The organism is Pseudosulfitobacter koreensis, from assembly GCF_024733015.1.
Lineage (GTDB): Bacteria > Pseudomonadota > Alphaproteobacteria > Rhodobacterales > Rhodobacteraceae > Pseudosulfitobacter > Pseudosulfitobacter koreensis.
In genome coordinates this window covers 365,001-384,226 of the sequence record NZ_JANKJG010000002.1, presented here as the reverse complement: position 1 = coordinate 384,226, position 19,226 = coordinate 365,001, and the positions used below count along the sequence as shown (strand labels likewise).

17 protein-coding genes and 1 tRNA gene are annotated in these 19,226 nt (G+C 63.7%); 11 read left to right on the top strand and 7 right to left on the bottom strand.

Annotated features, from left to right (window positions below):
• Positions 1–8: 8 nt before the first annotated feature.
• The 4 genes from NTA49_RS04960 to NTA49_RS04945 form a co-directional block, all read right to left on the bottom strand.
• A complete protein-coding gene (locus NTA49_RS04960) occupies positions 9–1,139 on the bottom strand; it encodes a DNA polymerase III subunit delta' (RefSeq protein WP_258293552.1) in 1,131 nt (376 codons plus the stop codon).
• Positions 1,140–1,256: 117 nt separating this feature from the next.
• Positions 1,257–1,904 carry a dTMP kinase gene (gene tmk / locus NTA49_RS04955; RefSeq protein WP_258293551.1) on the bottom strand — a complete coding sequence of 216 codons (648 nt, stop codon included), beginning with the start codon at positions 1,902–1,904 and terminating at the stop codon, positions 1,257–1,259.
• Positions 1,901–3,088 (bottom strand): D-alanyl-D-alanine carboxypeptidase family protein, encoded by a 1,188-nt coding sequence (locus tag NTA49_RS04950; RefSeq protein WP_261368156.1) that lies wholly within the window; start codon positions 3,086–3,088, stop codon positions 1,901–1,903. The genes tmk and NTA49_RS04950 overlap by 4 nt, the downstream gene beginning before the upstream one ends.
• 16 nt (positions 3,089–3,104) lie before the next feature.
• Positions 3,105–3,947: an SPOR domain-containing protein gene (locus NTA49_RS04945; RefSeq protein WP_258293549.1), complete on the bottom strand. Its 843-nt coding sequence runs from the start codon at positions 3,945–3,947 to the stop codon at positions 3,105–3,107.
• A 262-nt stretch (positions 3,948–4,209) separates the two neighbouring features.
• Between NTA49_RS04945 and NTA49_RS04940 the strand changes: the two genes are divergently transcribed.
• Positions 4,210–4,299: transfer RNA gene (locus NTA49_RS04940), tRNA-Ser, on the top strand.
• An 88-nt stretch (positions 4,300–4,387) separates the two neighbouring features.
• On the opposite strand, the gene NTA49_RS04935 is transcribed toward NTA49_RS04940, so the two are convergent.
• On the bottom strand, positions 4,388–6,352 hold the full coding sequence (locus NTA49_RS04935) for an FAD-dependent oxidoreductase (protein ID WP_258293548.1): 1,965 nt from the start codon (positions 6,350–6,352) through the stop codon (positions 4,388–4,390).
• A 93-nt stretch (positions 6,353–6,445) separates the two neighbouring features.
• Between NTA49_RS04935 and NTA49_RS04930 the strand changes: the two genes are divergently transcribed.
• Positions 6,446–7,444 carry a LysR family transcriptional regulator gene (locus tag NTA49_RS04930; RefSeq protein ID WP_258293547.1) on the top strand — a complete coding sequence of 333 codons (999 nt, stop codon included), beginning with the start codon at positions 6,446–6,448 and terminating at the stop codon, positions 7,442–7,444.
• Positions 7,445–7,610: 166 nt separating this feature from the next.
• A complete protein-coding gene (locus tag NTA49_RS04925) occupies positions 7,611–8,507 on the top strand; it encodes a GNAT family N-acetyltransferase (protein WP_258293546.1) in 897 nt (298 codons plus the stop codon).
• Between the two features lie 33 nt (positions 8,508–8,540).
• Here the strand turns inward: NTA49_RS04925 and NTA49_RS04920 are convergent, their stop codons facing one another.
• Positions 8,541–9,830: an NAD(P)/FAD-dependent oxidoreductase gene (locus NTA49_RS04920; protein ID WP_258293545.1), complete on the bottom strand. Its 1,290-nt coding sequence runs from the start codon at positions 9,828–9,830 to the stop codon at positions 8,541–8,543.
• A 13-nt stretch (positions 9,831–9,843) separates the two neighbouring features.
• A complete protein-coding gene (locus NTA49_RS04915; protein ID WP_258293544.1) occupies positions 9,844–10,509 on the bottom strand; it encodes a haloacid dehalogenase type II in 666 nt (221 codons plus the stop codon).
• 222 nt (positions 10,510–10,731) lie between these two features.
• Here NTA49_RS04915 and NTA49_RS04910 point away from each other — a divergent pair, with 222 nt between their 5' ends.
• The 8 genes from NTA49_RS04910 (at position 10,732) to NTA49_RS04875 (ending at position 19,225) form a co-directional block, all read left to right on the top strand.
• Complete coding sequence (locus tag NTA49_RS04910; RefSeq protein ID WP_258293543.1) at positions 10,732–11,100, top strand: cupin domain-containing protein; 369 nt, start codon at positions 10,732–10,734, stop codon at positions 11,098–11,100.
• Between the two features lie 9 nt (positions 11,101–11,109).
• On the top strand, positions 11,110–12,228 hold the full coding sequence (gene argE / locus NTA49_RS04905; RefSeq protein WP_258293542.1) for an acetylornithine deacetylase: 1,119 nt from the start codon (positions 11,110–11,112) through the stop codon (positions 12,226–12,228).
• A gap of 135 nt (positions 12,229–12,363) precedes the next feature.
• Complete coding sequence (locus NTA49_RS04900) at positions 12,364–13,209, top strand: GNAT family N-acetyltransferase (protein ID WP_258293541.1); 846 nt, start codon at positions 12,364–12,366, stop codon at positions 13,207–13,209.
• Between the two features lie 17 nt (positions 13,210–13,226).
• Complete coding sequence (locus NTA49_RS04895; RefSeq protein WP_258293540.1) at positions 13,227–14,600, top strand: aspartate aminotransferase family protein; 1,374 nt, start codon at positions 13,227–13,229, stop codon at positions 14,598–14,600.
• Positions 14,600–15,511: a 2-hydroxyacid dehydrogenase gene (locus NTA49_RS04890; protein WP_258293539.1), complete on the top strand. Its 912-nt coding sequence runs from the start codon at positions 14,600–14,602 to the stop codon at positions 15,509–15,511. The genes NTA49_RS04895 and NTA49_RS04890 overlap by 1 nt, the downstream gene beginning before the upstream one ends.
• Before the next feature lie 267 nt (positions 15,512–15,778).
• On the top strand, positions 15,779–16,510 hold the full coding sequence (locus NTA49_RS04885; RefSeq protein ID WP_258293538.1) for an HAD-IA family hydrolase: 732 nt from the start codon (positions 15,779–15,781) through the stop codon (positions 16,508–16,510).
• A gap of 68 nt (positions 16,511–16,578) precedes the next feature.
• Positions 16,579–18,189 (top strand): ABC transporter substrate-binding protein, encoded by a 1,611-nt coding sequence (locus NTA49_RS04880; RefSeq protein ID WP_258293537.1) that lies wholly within the window; start codon positions 16,579–16,581, stop codon positions 18,187–18,189.
• A gap of 79 nt (positions 18,190–18,268) precedes the next feature.
• Positions 18,269–19,225 (top strand): ABC transporter permease, encoded by a 957-nt coding sequence (locus tag NTA49_RS04875; RefSeq protein ID WP_258293536.1) that lies wholly within the window; start codon positions 18,269–18,271, stop codon positions 19,223–19,225.
• The last annotated feature ends 1 nt before the right edge of the window (position 19,226 follow it).

Here is a 19,226-nt window from a genome sequence, read left to right as displayed (position 1 = left end):
TGGGCCCTTCAGGCGTTGGCCTGTTGTTGTAGCTTGAAAAACGTATCGAGCACCAGCGCGGCAGGGTCAAGGTTGACCGCCCGCCCGTGGGCTGCGCGTGCGCTGACGTGCTGTTGCGTGGTGGCCCAGCCGCGTGCGGCGCGGGCATCGGGGGCAAGGCGCGCCAGCACGGTGGATTCGTGTGGTGCCGCCTGCGTGGCGGGTGGCGCGCCGGTGGCCCCTGTGCGCGCCAGACGGCCAAGTGCAATGTCGAGCAGCACAAAGAGCAGGTCGAGTTTTTCGTCGGCCCCGCGCTGTGCTGCGGCCTCGGCCAGTTTCAGGGTGCGCGCACGGTCGAGATTGGGCAGCGAGCCGAGGATGCCGATAATCTCGGCATAGATTTGCAGGCCGCCCGACAGCGACAGGCGCAGCGCCTCGCCCACCGATCCGGCGGACAGCTCGGCCAGGGCTGCGGCGCTGTCTCCGGTCTCGATCCCCGCCTGCGACATTGCCTGCGCCATCTGGTCGGGGTCGAGCGTGCCCAGCCGCAGCGTGCGGCAGCGCGAGCGGATCGTCGGCAGCAGCCGCGACGGCTGGTGCGAGATCAGCAGGATGGTCGCGCGGGCAGGCGGCTCTTCCAGCATTTTCAGCAGGGCGTTGGCGGCCTGGGTGTTCATGTTGTCGGCGGCATCGACGATGACCACGCGGCGGCCGCCGTCAGTTGCCGACATCTGGAAAAATCCGGCCAGACGGCGGATGTCATCGACGACGATCTGATCGCGCATGCGCCCGGTTTTCTCGTTCACGGTGCGGGTGATGGATTTCAGCCCCGGCTCGGCGCGCGCGGCGATGCGGCGGGCAACAGGATGATCGGGGTCGATGCGCAAGGTTGCGGGCGGGGGCGGCGCGCCGAACATGCCGCCGTCTTCCGCAGGGTCAGGCGTGGCCAGCAGAAACCGCGCGATGGACCAGGCCAGCGTCGCCTTGCCCACGCCGCGCGGACCGGTGATCATCCACGCATGGTGCAGGCGCGCGCTGGCGAAGGCATCGAGAAAAGCGTGCTGCGCCGCGTCCTGGCCGATAAGATCGGTCGCCGCGCTGGGATGCGGGGCGCCCGTGACCTGATCGGCGGGCTGAATATCGGGTGTGGAAGTGGCCATGGCCTGTGGTCTAGCACTGTGTCGGGGCGGTTGGAATGGGGGTTGCGGCAACTGCCGGGTTTTGGGGGCTGTCTGCCCCCGACCGCCGCTGCGCGGCGCTCTCCCCCGAGGATCTTTTCAGCCAGAAGAAGCCAGGTGGTCCGACACGGTGCGGGTCACGTCGGCGGCGACGGCATCCATGGCGCGGTCACCGTCGATGGTGCGAAAGCGGTCGGGGAATTCGCGGGCCAGGCCAAGAAAGCCCGCGCGCATCTGCGCCTGCAGGTCGGTACCAAAATCCTCGAAGCGTTCTTCGGCGGTCTGGCGCGATTTGGCGCGGGCGAGCCCGGTGGCGGGGTCCATGTCGATCAGCACGGTCAGGTCGGGTTCGCGCCCGATCATGAGGGTGTGCAGCTGGTCGACGGTGGTGCGCAGATCGCCGCGCGACAGGCCTTGGTACATGCGGGTGCTGTCGGCGAAACGGTCGCAGATCACGATCTTGCCTGCGGCAATCGCAGGGTTGATTGTGCGCTCCAGATGGTCGCGTCGCGCGGCGGTGAAGAGCAGGATCTCGGTCTCGGCGGACCAGCGGTCAGGATCGCCCTGCAGAACCAGCGCGCGGATCTCCTCGGCGCCCGCAGAGCCGCCGGGCTCGCGGGTCAGGACCACATCGCGGCCTTCGCCGCGCAGATGATCGGCAAGCAGGCGGGCCTGGGTGGATTTGCCAGAGCCGTCGATGCCTTCGAAGGTGATGAATGTGCCGCGCGGCGGGCGCGGCTGGCTCAACTGGCGACCTCGGCTGCGGGGGCAGCTTCGGGCGCGTCCTCGGGGCCACGGTTGAGGCGATCCAGCAGGATCAGCGCCACGGCACTGACCTTGGCCACGAAGCCCGCAGGCGCCACCGAAGCCTCGGCCACCAGGGGCACTCGGATTTCGGGCAACCCTTCAGGCTTGAGGACGAGTTCGGCCAGCGTGTCGCCTTGGGTCACGGGGGCCTTGACGGGGCCGGTATAGACGACCTCGGCTGCGACTTCATCCCCGGCCAGGATCGGCAGCAGCACTGTCAGATCCGCGTCCAGCGTCAGGCCCACGGACGCGGCCTCGCCCATCCAGACATCGGCCTGCGCCACGCGCTGCCCTGCCTTGCCCAGAGGGCGCTGTGCGAATTGGCGAAAGGCCCAGTTCACGATTGCCTCGGCCTCTTCGGCGCGGGCGTTTGCGGTTTCCATGCCGGACAGCACGAAGATGATGCGGCGGTCGTCCTGAACGGCAGAGCCGGTGAGCCCATAGCCTGCCTCCTGGGTGTGACCGGTTTTCAGACCGTCCGCGCCGATGCCAAGACCCAGAAGCGGGTTGCGGTTATAGCGGTTCGACGCCTCGTTCGGGTCGAACAGATATTCCTTTTCGGCGAAGAGGGGATAGTATTGAGGGAAATCTGTGATCAGCCGGTTGGACAGCAGCGCCAGATCGCGCATCGACATCAGATGCCCCGCCTGCGGCCAGCCGTTCGAATTGGCGAAGGTGGAATTGGTCATGCCCATCTTAACCGCGCGTTGGGTCATCAATCGGGCAAAGCCCGCCTCGGTGCCATCGGGGCTGAGCGCTTCGGCGATGACTGCGCAGGCATCGTTGCCCGACAGCACGATGATGCCGCGGATCAGGCTTTCGACCGGAACGCGCTCGCCTGCCTTGAGAAACAGGGTGGAGCCCTTGTAGTCCATCGCATGCTGCGACACCGGCAGCTCTTCGTTCAGGGTCAGCCGCCCGTCGCCCAGGGCCTCGAACGCCATGTAAAGCGTCATCAGCTTAGACATCGAGGCAGGCGGCAGCGGCTGGTCCGCATTCTTGGCCAGCAGCACTGTGCCGGTGGTCTGGTCGATCACGAAGGCAGAGCTTGCCTTGGTGTCGAAGGCCTGCGCGGGCAGGGTCGTGAGGATCAGCGCGAAAGCGGCGGCGAGGGTGCGGATCATCATGTGGGGGAGTCCTCTAGTTGGTCACGGCATAGGCGTCGGAAAAGCCCTGCTCCTTGATCTTGGCAAGAAGCTGTCTGCGTTCGGATGCGGTTGCGGCGGGGCCTACGACCACGCGCCAGAAGGTTTTGCCATTGGCTTCGAATGTCTTGACGGTAGGCAGGACGCCCGCACCGCGCATCTGGTTGGCGGTGCGTTCGGCGTTGGCCTCGACCGAGAAGATGCCGATCTGGACATAGGGTTTGTCCAGCGACGATGTGCGCGGTTTTGGCGCCGGTGCAGGGGCTGCTGCGGGGGCAGGGGCTGCGGGTTCGTCCAGCGCGGTTTGCGCGACCGCAACCGGATCAAGCGATGTGGCCGCGATTTCCGAAGCCGGGGCAAGGGCGGCACCATCTGCGACTGCTGGCGCTGCTGCGGGGGCCTCCTCGGCGATCTCTTCCTTGCGCAGTGCCGTCACGTTCAGCTCGACCGGCGCGCCCGCCAGCATGCCGAGCGACGAGGCCGCGTCGGACGAGACCTGAAGCCTCGGGCCCGGGATGTCACGCTCGCGGCGGAACAAGGCACCGACGACGAACTGGCCATTGGACTGGTTGCGGATGATCACCCGTTCGGGGTCTTTCACATCCGGGTGTGCCACCCAGACGCCGCCCAGCGACGGGCGGCCGTCCCACAGGCCCGCTTCGGTGGCGGAAAACACGTCGGGGGCTTCGATGTCGCGCTCGACCGTCTTGCGGGTGCGCTTGGTGGCGCTGACCTGTTCGCTGCCCTGCGATTTGATGCCAAGACCCTGACCGAGGTTGAATTGCCCCCCGTCATCGCATCCCGCCAGCACTGCGGCTGCGCATGTGGCTGAGATCAAGCCCCTGGTGTGATTGGAAACATTTGTAAAGAAGACTGCCCAAGCCATCGTCATCAAGTCCTTGCCTGTCTCCGGCACCCCAATGGGCCGGCGCGTCCGGATTGCACGCAATTTGGCCCCTCTCGCGGGGGCGTTGCGCGCACAATAGCGCGGGATGGCCCCTGTGAAAAGCGCGCGCAGGGCGGATCGGCAATATTCCCCGCGCGCGCGGTGGAAATCGCGGTTTGCCGAATCGCGAAAGCCGCTCTATTCCACCCCGGTCGGAGGAGTGGCAGAGTGGTCGAATGCACCGGTCTTGAAAACCGACGAGGGTGTAAGTCCTCCGTGGGTTCGAATCCCACCTCCTCCGCCAGAACGGCAACCCTGATCAGGGTTTTGCGCCTGACGGGCTTTCACTCAGCCAGCAGCAACCGGCAGCACGATCAAATACGCATGTCCAGTCACGCCGACAGGGCAGTGACATAGGCTTCGCGGATCGAGGCATGCACGTCGCGGGATGCCACTGCGTCACCGATGAAATACAGTGCGCCGGAAAAGTCCGTGGACGCCTTCAGGTCGAGGTACAGTGTGTTCAGCGCCTTCGTTCCGCGTTCGACAACGATCTGGTCGGTCTCGATGCTGTGGGTGTGGCCGCTGAAGGTGTGGGTGAATGTCGCCACAAGTCGCGCGCCCGATTTCTCGACGCGGAGCAGGTCGAGGTCGCCTTGGATGCTGATGCCCTGTTCGGCAAACCGCTTCCGAAAGCCGGTCCCGTCCTGATAGGGCATTTCCTGACCGACAACGCCATCGCTGGTGGCAAAGGTCACCGTGCTGCCGGATTTGCGGGCCAAGAGCGCACAGGACGGCGCGGGCGCACGGCCGGTGCCGTCGTGGATCAGCACATCGGCAGCAGGGGGGACGGCGCCAGACAGAAAATCCCAGGTGTTCTGGCACAACTCGGCTCCATCGATCTGATCGAGATCGGGCAGGCCGCCCGTGGCCACAAAGACCGTATCGGGGTTTTCCGCCAGGATATCCTTCAGCTCGACATAGCAGTTGGTTCTGGTCTCGACACCCAGACGGGCCAGTTCGGCGATGCGCCAATCGACGATTCCGATCATGTTGGCCCGTTCGGGCGCGCGCGCGGCCAGACGCAACTGGCCGCCCAGTTGCGACGCCGCTTCCAGCAAGACGACATCGTGACCCCGAAGCGCTGCCACCCGCGCGGCCTCCAGCCCCGCGATACCGCCGCCGACCACCACGACGCGGCCCGGCGTGTCCGCCGGTGTCACGCTGTGCGGAATCGTCAATTCGTTACCGGTGGCGGCGTTGTGGATACAGGTTGCCTTTTTATACAGGCAATAAGACGACCCCACGCAGGGGCGAATGCGCTCTTCGGTGCCGTCCAGCAAGTGCTGCACCAGATGGGGATCGGTCAGATGGGCGCGGGTCATGCCGACCAGATCGACGATGCCTTCACGGACGGCATGGCGGGCGGTGGCGGTGTCGCGGATGCCGCCTGCGTGGATCAGCGGCAGGCGCACTTCCTTGCGGAACCGCGCGACGGAGGCAAGGTACGGCGCATCCGGCTGGAACATGCCGGGCATGTTGTCTTCGGACAACAGCAGGTCGCTGTCCATCCGCCCATAGATCGCATCGAAGAAGTCGACCAGCCCTTCACGCTGGAACATCTGCGCCAGTGCGATGCCGTCGTCTGCGCTCAATCCATCCGGTGTGCCTTCGTCGATGACCAGCCGGATGCCGACTGCAAAACCATCGCCCACCGTTTTGCGGATCGCTTCGTGTACCATCAGGCCAAAACGGGCGCGGTTTTCAAGAGAGCCGCCGAAAGCGTCGGTGCGGTGATTGGCCAGCGGCGACATGAACTGTCCGATCAGGTGGCCACCACAGAGGGTTTCCACACCATCCAGCCCGCCATCCTGCGCCCGTTTGGCAGCGCTTGCATAGTCGGCGATCACACGGTCGATGTCGCAGCGGTCCATCTCGCGCGGGAAACCACGGCTGCGCACCTCGCGGATGGGCGAGGGGGCAATGACAGGCGACCAGTCGCCGTGGAACGCGTTGGCGCGGCGACCAAGGTGGGAAATCTGGGTCATGACGGCGGCACCGTGGCTGTGCACGCGTTCCGAAAGCTCCTGAAGATAGGGAATCACGCGGTCGGTGCTGAAGTCGAGTTGCCCGCCGCCCCAACTGGAATCGCGTGACACCATCGCGCTGCCGCCGATCATCGTCATCGCCAGACCGCCGCGTGCCTTTTCCTCGTGATAGGCCTGATAGCGATCTGCCGGCATGCCCCCACTGTCGTTCATCGACGCGTGGCTGGTGCTGACGATCCGGTTGCGCAGGTTCAGTTTGCCCAGCTTGAAAGAGGTCAGAAGCGGGTCATTGGATACAGGTGAGGTCATGGCAGCGGTCCTTGCGTGGCTGCGGTATAGCATCAACCGTATGGGACATTTCACATAGCTTGAAAAATCGAGGGAAACCTATACGCTGAGCGTATGACAGAACTGGCGCGCAGCCTCACATCGCCCAAATCACTGCTGGTGTTCGAGGCCGCCGCGCGGCACGGCAGCTTTACCCGTGCGGCCAAGGATTTCAACATTTCGCAGCCCTCGATCAGCCGCAATATCGCGCAGCTGGAACAGGACATCGGACAACCTCTTTTTGTGCGGGGCGGCGGGGGCGCGCATCTGACGGATGCGGGGCGGCTGCTGTTTGCGGCCACAACGGACGGTCTGGGGCGCATCTCCGAGGCGGTCGATACCTTACGTGCGCAAAGCATGTCTTCGGACAGCGAGGTGGTCCTGTCGCTGTCCAACGCCTTTGTCACCAACTGGCTGGTGTCGCGTCTGGCGGCATTGTCCGAAGCGTTCCCCCAAGCGGTGCTGCGGTTCGATCTGGTGCCGGGCACGCGCACGTCCGTGGCGGGCGAGGTCGATCTGGCCACGTTGATCACCGATGCCGCACCGCATGGCATCGTTCTGGCCCCCGAAGTCATCGTGCCGGTGTGCAGCCCCGAGTACCTTGCCGCCCACGGTGGTGCGTTGTCGCCGGAGCCCGCAGGGGGGTGGGCCGGTCATACGTTCCTGCATTTGTCCGACCATCCGCGCACGATCTGGGACCCGATCCTTGGCGCAAGTTCCAAGGCGCGTGGCGAAGCCACCTGGCACGGGTTTTCCGATTATGCGGCGATCATTCAGGCCGCGACGGATGGGGCGGGCATCGCGCTGGGGTGGCTGAACGTGGTGGCGGACAGTCTGCGCAGCGGGCGTCTGGTGCCTGCGTGGCAGGGGCGGTGGATCGACACGGGGCGGGTTGTGCAACTGCTGTCGACACGACCCGGACCGATGCGCCCGGTGGCGCGCGAGATTGCCCAGTGGTTGTGCGAACGGATGGCCGAGGACCTGAATGCGGCCGCCCGTCTGGGTGCAGGGCCGGAAACCCTGCGCGGTCCTGCGGCAGAATGTGTCACGCAACGCGAGGATTCAGTAGAATAAACCATCGATTCCGGGCCATACTGGGGTTGGCACAGGTGATGGTGTTTGTGTCTTGGAGTTAAGATTCAGGAAGCGTTAAATGCAGCCCACAGGCAGCGACGCAAGCGTCGAGATAGCAAACACGTCTTTGGACGGGTCAGTCAGTGCCGCGCGGTATCAGACGTTTATGTCCCGTTCCACCCCTGCGGACGAGGAACGATTGCTGCTGGACACCTATGAGGCGACGATCCGGCCGATCACGCCCGCCGACCGACCCTTGCTGCACGAACTGACGGTTGCGGTGTTCTGGCCGCACCGGTCGCGTGATCTTGATACCTTTCTGGCGCTGGGGCAGGGCTATATCGCGCTGGACGAAATTGGCCGCCCGATCGGGTCTGCGATGTATTTCCTGATGGGGTCCGATTTTGCCATGTGCGGCATGATGGTGACCACGCCCCGCCTGCAGGCACTCGGCGCTGGGCGTCGGCTGTTGCGCCGTATTCTCAAGGATTGCGAAGGGCGTGATCTGAGACTTTCTGCCACGAAATCAGGCTTCTCGCTGTATGAATCCGCAGGGTTCGAGACTGTCTGCACGATCTGGCAGCAACAGGGCGTGGTACGTCCCATTCACCTTCCCGAGCCTGTTCCCGGTCTGACCCTGCGCGCGATGCAGGCGTCGGATCACGCGGCGGTTCTGGCGCTGGACAGTCAGGCATATGGTGCCAACCGGCACGAGGTTCTTGAGGTGGTGACCGACCTTTCCAAGCGCGGTGTCGTTGTGGAACGCGACGGTGCGGTCTGTGGGTTCGCGATGATGCGCCCCTTCGGCAAGGGCATCGTGATCGGGCCTGTCGTGGCAGAGGGTGACCAGATGGCGATGCAGCTGTGCGCCCCGCTGCTTCAGCACTGCGAGGGGTGCTTTGTGCGGCTGGACACGCCGCAACAAAGCGAACACTTCAAGGCGTTTCTATCGGCTGCCGGTCTGGGCGTTTTCGATACGGTGACCGAGATGCGCATCGGGCGGTTCCGCCGCGCGACCGAAGGCCCGCAGATCTACGGCATGGCCGCGCATTCGTTGGGATAACCGGGTGGGGGCCTTCGCAGGCCCTCGCGTGTTTCACGACAAACGGTCTTTCAGCCCGAACCACAGGCCCACCATCGGCAGGAACCACGGTTTGCCAGTGTGCAAGGGAATGGCGGGCCACTCCAGCCCGGCAAGCGGGTTGGTGTCCTGCCGTCCCATCGCCATGTCGGCCAGCGCCTGACCGATCAGCGTCGACATTTGCGCGCCGTGACCGGAATAGCCCATGCCGTAGATCATGCCATCAACCTCACCCGCGCGTGGAAAGCGGTCCTTGGTCATGCCGACAAGACCGCCCCAGCAATAATCGATCTGTATATCGGCCAGGTGCGGGAAGATCTGCGCCATGGATTTGCGCAGGATTTCACCCGATTTGGCATCCGATTGCTGGTCGGACACCGCCGAGAAGCGCGCGCGACCGCCAAAGATCAGGCGGTTGTCGGGGGACAGGCGGAAATAGTTCCCGATGTTCATCGACGTGACACATGTGCGGTTGCCGGGCAAGGTGGCCGCGATCTCGTCCTTGGTCAGCGGGCGCGTCGCGATGATGAACGAGCCGACCGAGATGATGCGGCGCCGGAAATGGGCCAGCGGCTTTTTCGCATAGGCGCCGGAATAGGCCCCGGTTGCGGCGATGACGCGGTCGGCGGTGATCTTGCCCTTGGGTGTGGTCAGTTCCCACCGCGTCCCGCTGCGTTTGCGCGCGGTGACCGGGGCGTGTTCCCAGATCATTGCGCCGTGGCGCTGCGCCGCAGAAGCCAGGCCATTCACATAGCGGCCCATGTGCATCATCGCGGACTTTTCGTAGATCATGGCACCATGGAAGGCGTCGCCGCCGATTTCGGCATTCAGATCGGCCTTGTCGACCCAGCGTGTCTCTGGATCGACCTCCTTGTGCAGCAGCTCGAAACTGGCGCGCAGGCCATCGACATGCGACGGCTTCGACGCCAGCTTCAGCTTGCCCGAGCGGCGAAAGTTGCAGTCGATGCCTTCTTCGGCAATGACATTCTCGATCATGTCTATCGAACGGTCGTAGGCTTTGTAGAGCGCATGGGCGCGTTCCGCACCGAAGTGGACCTTGGCGTCGGCATATCCATGGGCCATGCCATTGTTCAGGTGCCCGCCGTTGCGCCCTGACCCGCCCGCGCCGATGTGATCGGCTTCGAGCAGGGCGGTGCTGACACCTTCGCGGGCCAGTTTGCGTGCAGCGTTCAGCCCGGTAAAGCCGCCGCCGATGACGGCGACATCGACGTGTCCGGTGACCGGGCCGGTTTGCGCATCGGCGAAGGGCACAGCGCTGTCGTGCCAATATGACATGTATTTCATGATGTGCTCTGCCTTACAGGCCCACGACGGGGGCCAGCCCCGAGATGTCCTTGATTTCGGTATAGCCATAATAGGGGTTCGCGGGCTCGTGGCCCCGGTTTACCCAGACCTTGTTCTTGATGCCGAGGTCGTGCGCCGTCATCAGGTCATAGCGAAAGCTGGACGAGACGTGCAGCACGTCTTCGGGGCCGCAACCCAGCATGTCGAACATGTATTCGAACGCCTGCATCTGCGGCTTGTAGGCACCGGCGCTTTCGGCTGTGTAGACATGCGCGATGGGTGCGCCCAGCTTTTCGATGTTGTGGGGGATCTGATCGTTCATCGCATTGGTCAGCGCCACCAGGGGGATCTTGTCCGCAACTTTGGCCAGACCGGCGGGCACATCTGCGTGCGGGCCCCAGGTTGGAACGCGCGTGTAGATTTCGGCAGCAACCGCAGGGTCAAAGGTCACGTCATTGCGTTTGCAGGTCCGCTCCAGCGCATTGTGGACGATTTCGGCATAGGGCTTCCACGCGCCCAGCACTTCATCCAGCCGGTAGGCCGAGAAATCGGCGATGAACTTCTCCATCTTTTCCGGCGACAGCAGTTCGGCATAATGCGCGCGCGCAGCGCCGGCCATGTCAAAGAAAATCATGGTGCCGTGGCAGTCAAAGGTGATGAATTTGGGGCGAAAAGTCATTTTGGTCTCCGGACTTGGGTTCGGTCCATCCTCACCCGCATAACACCACAGCGCTTGCCGCGTTTGGGTTTTTCAAAGCACGAAATATCGAAAGTCACGGGAGTTGCGGCAGGTCCTGCCGCCGGGCGCGCATCTTTGGTCACGATGGTGGCAGCGTTGCGGGCACAGTGTCTGCAACACATCCAAACGCGCGTTTTCGCGCCCTATAAGAAAGCCTGACCCATGTCCCATATCGTTGCCATCGACAGCGCCCCCGATTTTGCCCCGCGCCGCGATACTGCCGCACCCGAGCGCCTGATTGAAGGGTCGCCTTCGTTCCAGACATGGGAATTGGACACGGCCCTGGCCGAAGCCGCCCAATGGGGCAAGGTGCGCACCGGCGTCTGGGAGGCAACCCCCGGAACCACAATTTCGATCAAGGGCGACACCTTCGAATTCTGCCACATCCTGTCGGGCCGTGTCGAAATCATCGAGGAGGGTGGCGATACATTTGCCTTTGGCGCAGGCGACAGCTTTGTCATGAAGCCGGGGTTTGTCGGGAAATGGAAAACCATCGAGACCGTGCGCAAGATCTATGTCATCGCGTCCTGAGCTGCGCCCGTGACACTGCAGCTTTCCCCCGTCGATCTTCTTGAGCGTCTTGTCGGTTTCCCCAGCGTCGTCGGCACCCCGAACGGCGCGCTGATGGACTTCGTCGTGGCCTATCTGTCGGCGCATGACGTGCCTTGTTCCCTGCTCAAAGGGCCGGAGGGCGACCGATACAATCTGTTTGCGACCATCGGTGATCCTTCGGTCCCCGGCTATGTCCTGTCGGGTCATGTCGATGTCGTGCCCGCGCAGGAGCCTGAGTGGAAAGCCGACCCGTTCACCATGCGGCGGGAGGACGGTCGGCTGATCGGGCGGGGATGCTGCGACATGAAGGGGTTTGTCGCGGCAGCCCTCGCGGCGGTTCCCGCATTGAAGCAGATGGACCTGCCCGCGCCGGTGCACATCGCCCTGTCCTATGACGAAGAGGCCGGATGCAAAGGCGTGCCGCACATGCTGTCGGCGCTGCCCGATCTGTGTGCAGCACCACTGGGGTGTATCGTGGGCGAACCGACAGGTCTGGTGCCGGTGCTGGCGCACAAGGGCAAGGCCGCGCTGCGGCTGCTGGCCGAGGGGCGTGCGGGCCACAGTTCGCGGCCCGATCTGGGGGCAAATGCGATCCATGCGCTGTTGCCCGCGCTGACGGCGGCCACCACGCAGGCCAGGGCGTTGCAGGCAGGCCCGCAAGACCCGCGCTTTGCGCCGCCCTATTCCAGCCTGCAGATCGGGACAATAAAGGGCGGGCAGGCGATCAACATCATCCCCGAGGCGGCGCAGGCCGAGATCGAAGCGCGCGCCATCGCGGGTGTCGATCCGCAGAGCCTGCTTGCCCCTGTTCTGGAGGCGTTGGGCGAAGGCGTGCGGGCCGAATGGATGTCGACATACCCTGCGCTTGCGCTGGATGCGGACCATCCGCTTGCGACGTTGGTGGCGGGCATCACAGGGCAAGAACCCCTGGGCGCTGTCAGCTTTGGCACCGAGGCCGGGTTGTTCCAGCAGGCGGGCGTGCCGTCGATCATCTGCGGCCCCGGCGACATTGCCCGCGCCCACCGCCCCGAAGAGTACCTGACAGAACACGAGTTGTCGGGGGCAGTCGACATGATCCTGGCGCTTGGCCGCGCACTGGCTGCCTGAACCCATGGGGGGGCGGCGGCATATCCTGCGGTGGCGCTGCGGGCGTTTGATTTAAACTGCCGCCTCTTCCCGGCAACAAGACGAAACTGCCTGCCGTATTTTTATAAGCTGAACCAGAACAAAACGGACAACCCTATGACTCTCGCCAAATCGGACAGCCTTTCGCTGTCGCGTGCCGACATCACTTTTGCGCCGTTCACGGCGGATCATCTGGCCGACGCGCTGCGCATGTCGCAGGCGGTCAGCTGGCCGCACCGTGCCGAAGACTGGGCGTTGACGCTGTCGGTGTCGAGTGGTGTCGTGGCCCTGGCCGAGGATCGGGTGGTGGGCACGGCGCTCTGTTCCAGTTTTGGCGGAGTTGCCACGCTGAACATGATTATCGTCGATGCCGCGCTGCGGGGCCGTGGTCTGGGGCGCGCCTTGATGGAGCGTGTCATTGCGATTGCCGGTGCGCGTGAACTGCGGCTGGTGGCGACGACGGACGGTTTGCCGCTCTATGAGAAGCTGGGCTTCGTGGCGACAGGGCAGATCCTGCAACACCAAGGCATTGCGCGTGCGGCGACGCCGGAGTTGCCCGTTGCCGTCGGCACGGTGGACGATATCGCGCGCGTCGTGGAGATGGACAGGGCGGCATCCGGCCTGTCACGCGACGCCTTGCTGGGCACCATCGTGAAGCAAGGCGCGCTTTTGACTGCAGATGCGGGATTTGCCGTGGTCCGCGACTTTGGGCGGGGCAAGGTTCTTGGCCCTGTCGTGGCCAGGGATGCCGCCATCGCGCGGGCATTGATGGCCGAGGCCGCCAGCCGCTGCGCGGGCCAGTTCCTGCGCGTCGACCTTGTGGAAGAGGGCGGGCTTGCCGAATACGCCGAAGCGCTTGGCATGGCCTCTGCCGGTGGTGGGGTGGTCATGCACTGCTGCGCCAAACCCGCCGTGCCATCTGAGTATAACACCTATGCCTTTGTGTCGCAGGCACTTGGCTGACCCAATCGGAGACTGACATGCTGACAAATTCCCTGGTCGAGCTGGACCGCCAGCACCTTGTTCACCCTGTATCATCGTTTCGTGGGCACGAAGCCCGCGGCGTGCGCGTTTTGCGCTCTGCCAAGGGCGCGACCGTGACTGACGTCGAAGGCCGCGAGTTGATCGACGGCTTCGCGGGGCTGTGGTGCGTGAACGCAGGTTACGGACACGAAAGCGTGGTCGAGGCCGCCGCCGAGCAGATGCGCCGACTGCCTTATGCCACCGGCTACTTCGATCTGGGGTCCGAAGCGCCGATCCGTCTGGCCGCCGCACTGGCCGAGCGCGCGCCGGGCGATATGAACCACATCTATTTCACCCTTGGCGGGTCGGACGCGGTCGACAGCACGATCCGCTTCGTGCGCTATTACTGGCACGCCAAGGGCCAGCCCGAGCGGGATCAGTTCATCTCGGTCGCGCAGGGCTATCACGGGTCGACGACGATGGGCGCGGGCCTCACGGCATTGCCGGGCTTTCACGACGGCTTTGGCGTGCCATATGCCTGGCAGCACAAGATTTCGTCGCATTACCTGTACCGCAACCCGCTGGGGGATGATCCGCAGATGGTCATCGACGCCTCGGTTGCCGAGTTGCGCGCGAAGGTGGCCGCGATCGGCGAAGACAAGGTTGCCGCCTTTTATGTCGAACCGATCCAGGGGTCGGGTGGCGTTCTGGTGCCGCCGAAGGGCTGGATCAAGGCGATGCGCGATGTCTGCAAGGAGCTGGGCATTCTCTTTGTCGCGGATGAAGTCATTACCGGTTTTGGCCGCACCGGCCCGATCTTTGCAAGCGCCGAGGAAGGCATTGTGCCCGACCTGATGACCTGCGCCAAGGGTCTGACCTCGGGTTATGTTCCGATGGGGGCTGTGTTCATGTCGGACCATGTCTATGACACCATCGCCGACGGGGCAGGGGCCAAGGCCGTTGGACACGGATTTACCTATTCGGCGCATCCGGTGTCTGCCGCTGTCGCGCTGGAGGTTCTGGCACTGTATGAAGGCGGGCTTTTCGACAACGGCATCAAGGCTGGCGCGCGTCTGATGGCGGGGCTGGAAAGCCTGCGCGATCACCCGCTGGTCGGGGATGTGCGCGGACGTGGGATGCTGGCGGCGGTCGAACTGGTGACCGACAAGGACAAGAAGACACCGCTGCCACCCGAGGTTCAGCCTGCCACGCGTTTGTTCGACCGCGCCTGGGATCAGGGTCTGATCGTGCGGTCGTTCGCCCAAGGCATCTTTGGCTATGCGCCGCCGCTGTGCTGCACCGATGCCGAGATCGACGCGATTGTCGAGCGGACCCGCGCGGTGCTGGATATCACGCTGGAAGACCCCGAAATCCGAGCGGCGATGCGCTGATGGCGCTGCTGTTTCTCTCAAGCCCCGAGCGGGCGGCAGTCTGGGGCCCGATGTTCGACGCGGCAGGCGAAGGGTTCGTCGTGGGCGAGGAGGCGGTGACCGATCCGGCGGAGATCACACATCTGATGTGCTGGTTGCCGCCAAAGGATCTGCGGCGCTATCCCAAACTGAAAGTCGTCATCGGCGCAGGCGCGGGTGTCGACCATATGCCACGAATGCCCGAAGGCGTCACCCTGGTGCGCACGCTTGCCCCCGGCATCGACGAGATGGTGCGCGACTGGGTGGTCATGGCCACGCTGATGGTGCACCGCGATATGCCGACCTACCTTCGGCAGGCACAGGCAGGCCAATGGACCGGACACGTGGTGCCCCGCGCGCGCGGCACGCGTGTGGGGATCATGGGCATGGGACGTATCGGCACCTTGGCCGCGCGGACGCTATCGCAGATGGAATTCGATTTGGTGGGCTGGTCGCGTTCGGGGCGGCCCGTCGACGGGTGCGACGTCTTCGGATCTGACAGGCTGGACGCGTTTCTGGCGCAATCCGAGATACTGATCTGCCTGCTGCCGCTGACCGATGAAACCCACGGCATCCTGAATGCCGATCTGTTCGCCAAGCTGCCGCAGGGCGCGCGTCTGGTCCAGGCGGGGCGCGGTGCGCAACTGGACATGGACGCGCTGAAACAGGCGCTGAATGACGGGAGGCTGACCTCGGCGATGCTGGACGTGACCAACCCCGAACCTTTGCCCGAGACGCATTGGGCGTGGCGTGATCCGCGCGTTGTCATCACGCCGCACGTCGCTGCGAACACCGACCATGCAGAGGGCGCACGTCATGCGCTGGAAGTGGTCCGCGCCAGCCGGGAAAACCGCGAACTGCCCGGTCGGGTGGATCAGGATCGCGGATATTAAGCGCAAAACAGCGGCACAGGGAAATGCCGCTGTTTTCGTGAATACAGTAGAATATGCCGAACCCCCGCCTGAATTCGGCGTTTTACAGACCCCGTTATGGGGGAGGCTGAGGTCAAGGAAAATCAAAGCCGGTCCCCCACCGTCTGCCCAAGCGCCGCAACGCCGTATCGCTGCGAACCGATTGGGCCAGATCGCAAGGCAGTGCCAGTGCAACGGCGCATTTGCGATGCTCAAGGGGCCTGCTTATGCGCATAAAGGACATCCGCGATGACGACGACCACCGATGTAAAACCGCTGACAGCGTTCAGCTACGTCAGCTTTGATGTGGTCGGCACGCTGATTGATTTTGAAGGTGCGATCACGGGCGGTCTTGCCGATATCGCGGCGAAAGAAGGCGTGGATCTGGACGGCGAAGCCGCGCTGGGCGTCTACCGCGATGCCCGCTATGCGCCGGACGCGGGCCTGTTTCCCGACGATCTGGGACGTTGCTATAGCCGGATTGCCGAAGCTTTCGGTCTGCCCGACACGCCGGAATATTGCCAGTACATGATTGACGCCGTGGGCGACGCCGAACCCTTTGCCGACAGCGCAGATGCGATGAAACGGCTCAAGGCGCGCTACAAGCTTATCGCGATGACCAATGCCCGCCGCTGGGCGTTTGACAAATACGCAGCCAAGCTGGGCCATCCATTCTGGGCCGGTTTCACCTGCGACGACACCGGCACGGAAAAGCCTGATCCGGCGTTTTTTCAGCACGTGTTTGACCACGTGGCCAAGGACGGCGGCACCAAGGCCGACATCCTGCACACGGCGCAAAGCCAGCACCACGACATCGGCATATCGCGCACGCTGGGCATGACCAACGCCTGGATCGAGCGCCGTCATGCGCAGGACGGATATGGTGGCACTATCGCGCCCGCGACGTTCACCGAACCGGATTACCACTTTCACGCGTTGATCGAACTGGCACTGGCGGCCGACGAAGCCTTCGACGCATGAGTTCACCCGCCCGAGGCGACGGCAAGATCGCCACGGCATCATTTTTCACAACCTCAGGGAAAATCAAAATGACCAAGACCCCAACAAACTGGACCAGCCGCGACGATGCAGCGGTCGAAGACATGATCCGCCGCGGCGCGTCGCGTCGCGAATTGCTCAAGATGCTGATGGCATCGGGCGTGGCCGTGGCCGCCGGAGGTTCTGTCCTGATGAACGCCACTGCCGCTGTTGCAGCGACCCCAACGGTCGGCGGCACGCTGAAAGCCGCAGGCTGGTCGTCATCGACCGCAGACACGCTCGACCCCGCCAAGGCGACACTCTCGACCGATTACGTGCGCTGCTGCGCCTATTACAACCGCCTGACATTCCTCAACGGCGAAGGTGTCGTGGAGATGGAGCTGGCCGATACCATCCAGTCCAGCGATGCCCAAACCTGGGAAATTAAGCTGAAGTCGGACGTGCTGTTCCACAACGGCAAGATGCTGAACGCGGATGATGTCGTTTATTCGATGAACCGTCACCTTGACCCGGCTGTCGGCTCCAAGGCGAACTCGCTGGCCAAGCAGATGACCGAGATCACCAAGGTCGATGACCTGACCGTCAAGATCGTGCTGGCAGAGCCCAACGCCGACCTGCCCACCATCCTGTCGCTGCATCACTTCATGATCGTGGCCGACGGCACCACGGATTTCAGCACGGCCAACGGCACCGGCGCGTTCATGAGCGAATCCTTCGAGCCGGGCGTGCGCTCCATTGGTGTCAGAAACCCCAACTATTTCAAGGCACAGGGCGCTTACCTCGACAGCTTCGAGTTCTTCGCCATTCCCGACAACAACGCGCGGGTGAACGCCTTGCTGTCCGGCGACATCCAACTGGCGGCGGCGGTGAACCCGCGTTCGCTGCGGATGCTGGAAGGCCACGATTCCGTGCGTACCGAGATTTCGACGGCAGGCAACTACACCAACCTGAACATCCGTCTCGACGTCCCCCCCGGCGAGCAGATGGAATTTGTCGAAGGCATGAAGTCGCTGATCAACCGCGAAGCGATCCAGCAGTCGGTGCTGCGCGGTCTGGCCGAGATCGGCAACGACCAGCCTGTGCCGCCCTCCAACCGCTATCACAACCCCAACCTGGCACCGCGGGCCTTTGATCCGGAAAAGGCCAAGTTCCACTTTGAAAAAGCGGGTCTTCTGGGCACCGAAATCCCGATGGTTGCATCCGATGCAGCCGGCTCTTCGGTCGATATGGCGACCATCGTCCAGCAGGCAGGTGCCCAGATCGGCATGAACCTGACGGTCGACCGCGTGCCGTCGGATGGCTACTGGTCGAACTATTGGCTGAAATCGCCGGTTCACTTCGGCAACATCAACCCGCGTCCGACGCCCGACATCCTGTTCTCGCTGCTTTACGCATCGCAAGCACCGTGGAACGAAAGCCACTACAAGTCCGAAAAGTTCGACAAGATGATGATCGAAGCGCGTGGCTCGCTGGACGAAGACAAGCGGACCGCGATGTATTGGGAAATGCAGGAAATGGTCGCCAACGAGGCGGGGACCATCATTCCCACGTACATCTCGAACGTGGACGGTGTCACCAACAAGCTGGGCGGCATGAAACCCAACCCGCTGGGCGGCATGATGGGCTATGCCTTTGCCGAGTATGTCTGGCTGGACGCCTGACCGCTCTGCAATTCACACCGGGGCCGTGCGCACGCCGCGCGGCCCTGACTGACGTTCCTTCACGGAAACGAGGTGCCTTTTGAACCGATCACTCCTGCCATACATCCTTGTCGCGCAACGGCTTGGTATCGCGTTGCTGACATTGATCATCGTGTCCTTCGCAGTCTTTTTCGCCACAGCCCTGCTGCCGGGTGATGTGGCCGAAATCCTGCTGGGTCAGGCCGCCACACCCGACGCCGTCGCCGGTTTGCGCGATGCAATGGGGCTGAACGAGCCGGCCCTGTCGCGTTTCGTGCACTGGCTGCTGGGACTTGCCCAGGGCGATATGGGCACGTCCTATGTCAACAACATGGAGGTCGCCGAACTGGTAGGCGGGCGTCTGCTCAACTCTCTGCGGCTGGCCGGCGTCGTCACGCTGGTGTCGGTGCCCGTTGCGCTGACGCTGGGGATCTGTGCGGCCATGTGGCAAGGGTCGATGTTCGACCGCGCGGTTTCCGTGTTGACGATTTCGGTCGTGTCGGTGCCGGAGTTCATGGTGGCGACGCTGGCCGTGCTGATCTTTGCCGTCTGGCTGGGATGGCTGCCGGCCCTGAGCTATGGCGTGGATCTCGACAGCTGGTCGGCCATGCTGCGGGCCTATGCGATGCCGGTGATTTCCCTGTCCATGGTGGTCTCGGCGCAGATGATCCGGATGACCCGCGCAGCGGTGATCGAAACGATCAATACCCCATATGTCGAGATGGCCCTGCTCAAGGGGGCGTCGTTGTCGCGGATGGTGCTGCGCCACGCGCTGCCCAACGCGCTGGGACCGATCGCCAACGCTGTCGCTTTGTCGCTCAGCTATTTGGTGGGCGGGGTGATCATCGTCGAGACGATCTTTAACTATCCCGGTGTTGCCAAACTGATGGTCGATGCGGTTTCGACCCGCGACCTGCCGCTGATCCAGTCCTGCGCCATGATCTTTTGCGTCAGCTACCTGTCGCTGATCACGCTGGCCGATCTGATTGCAATCCTGTCGAACCCGAGGCTTCGTTGAA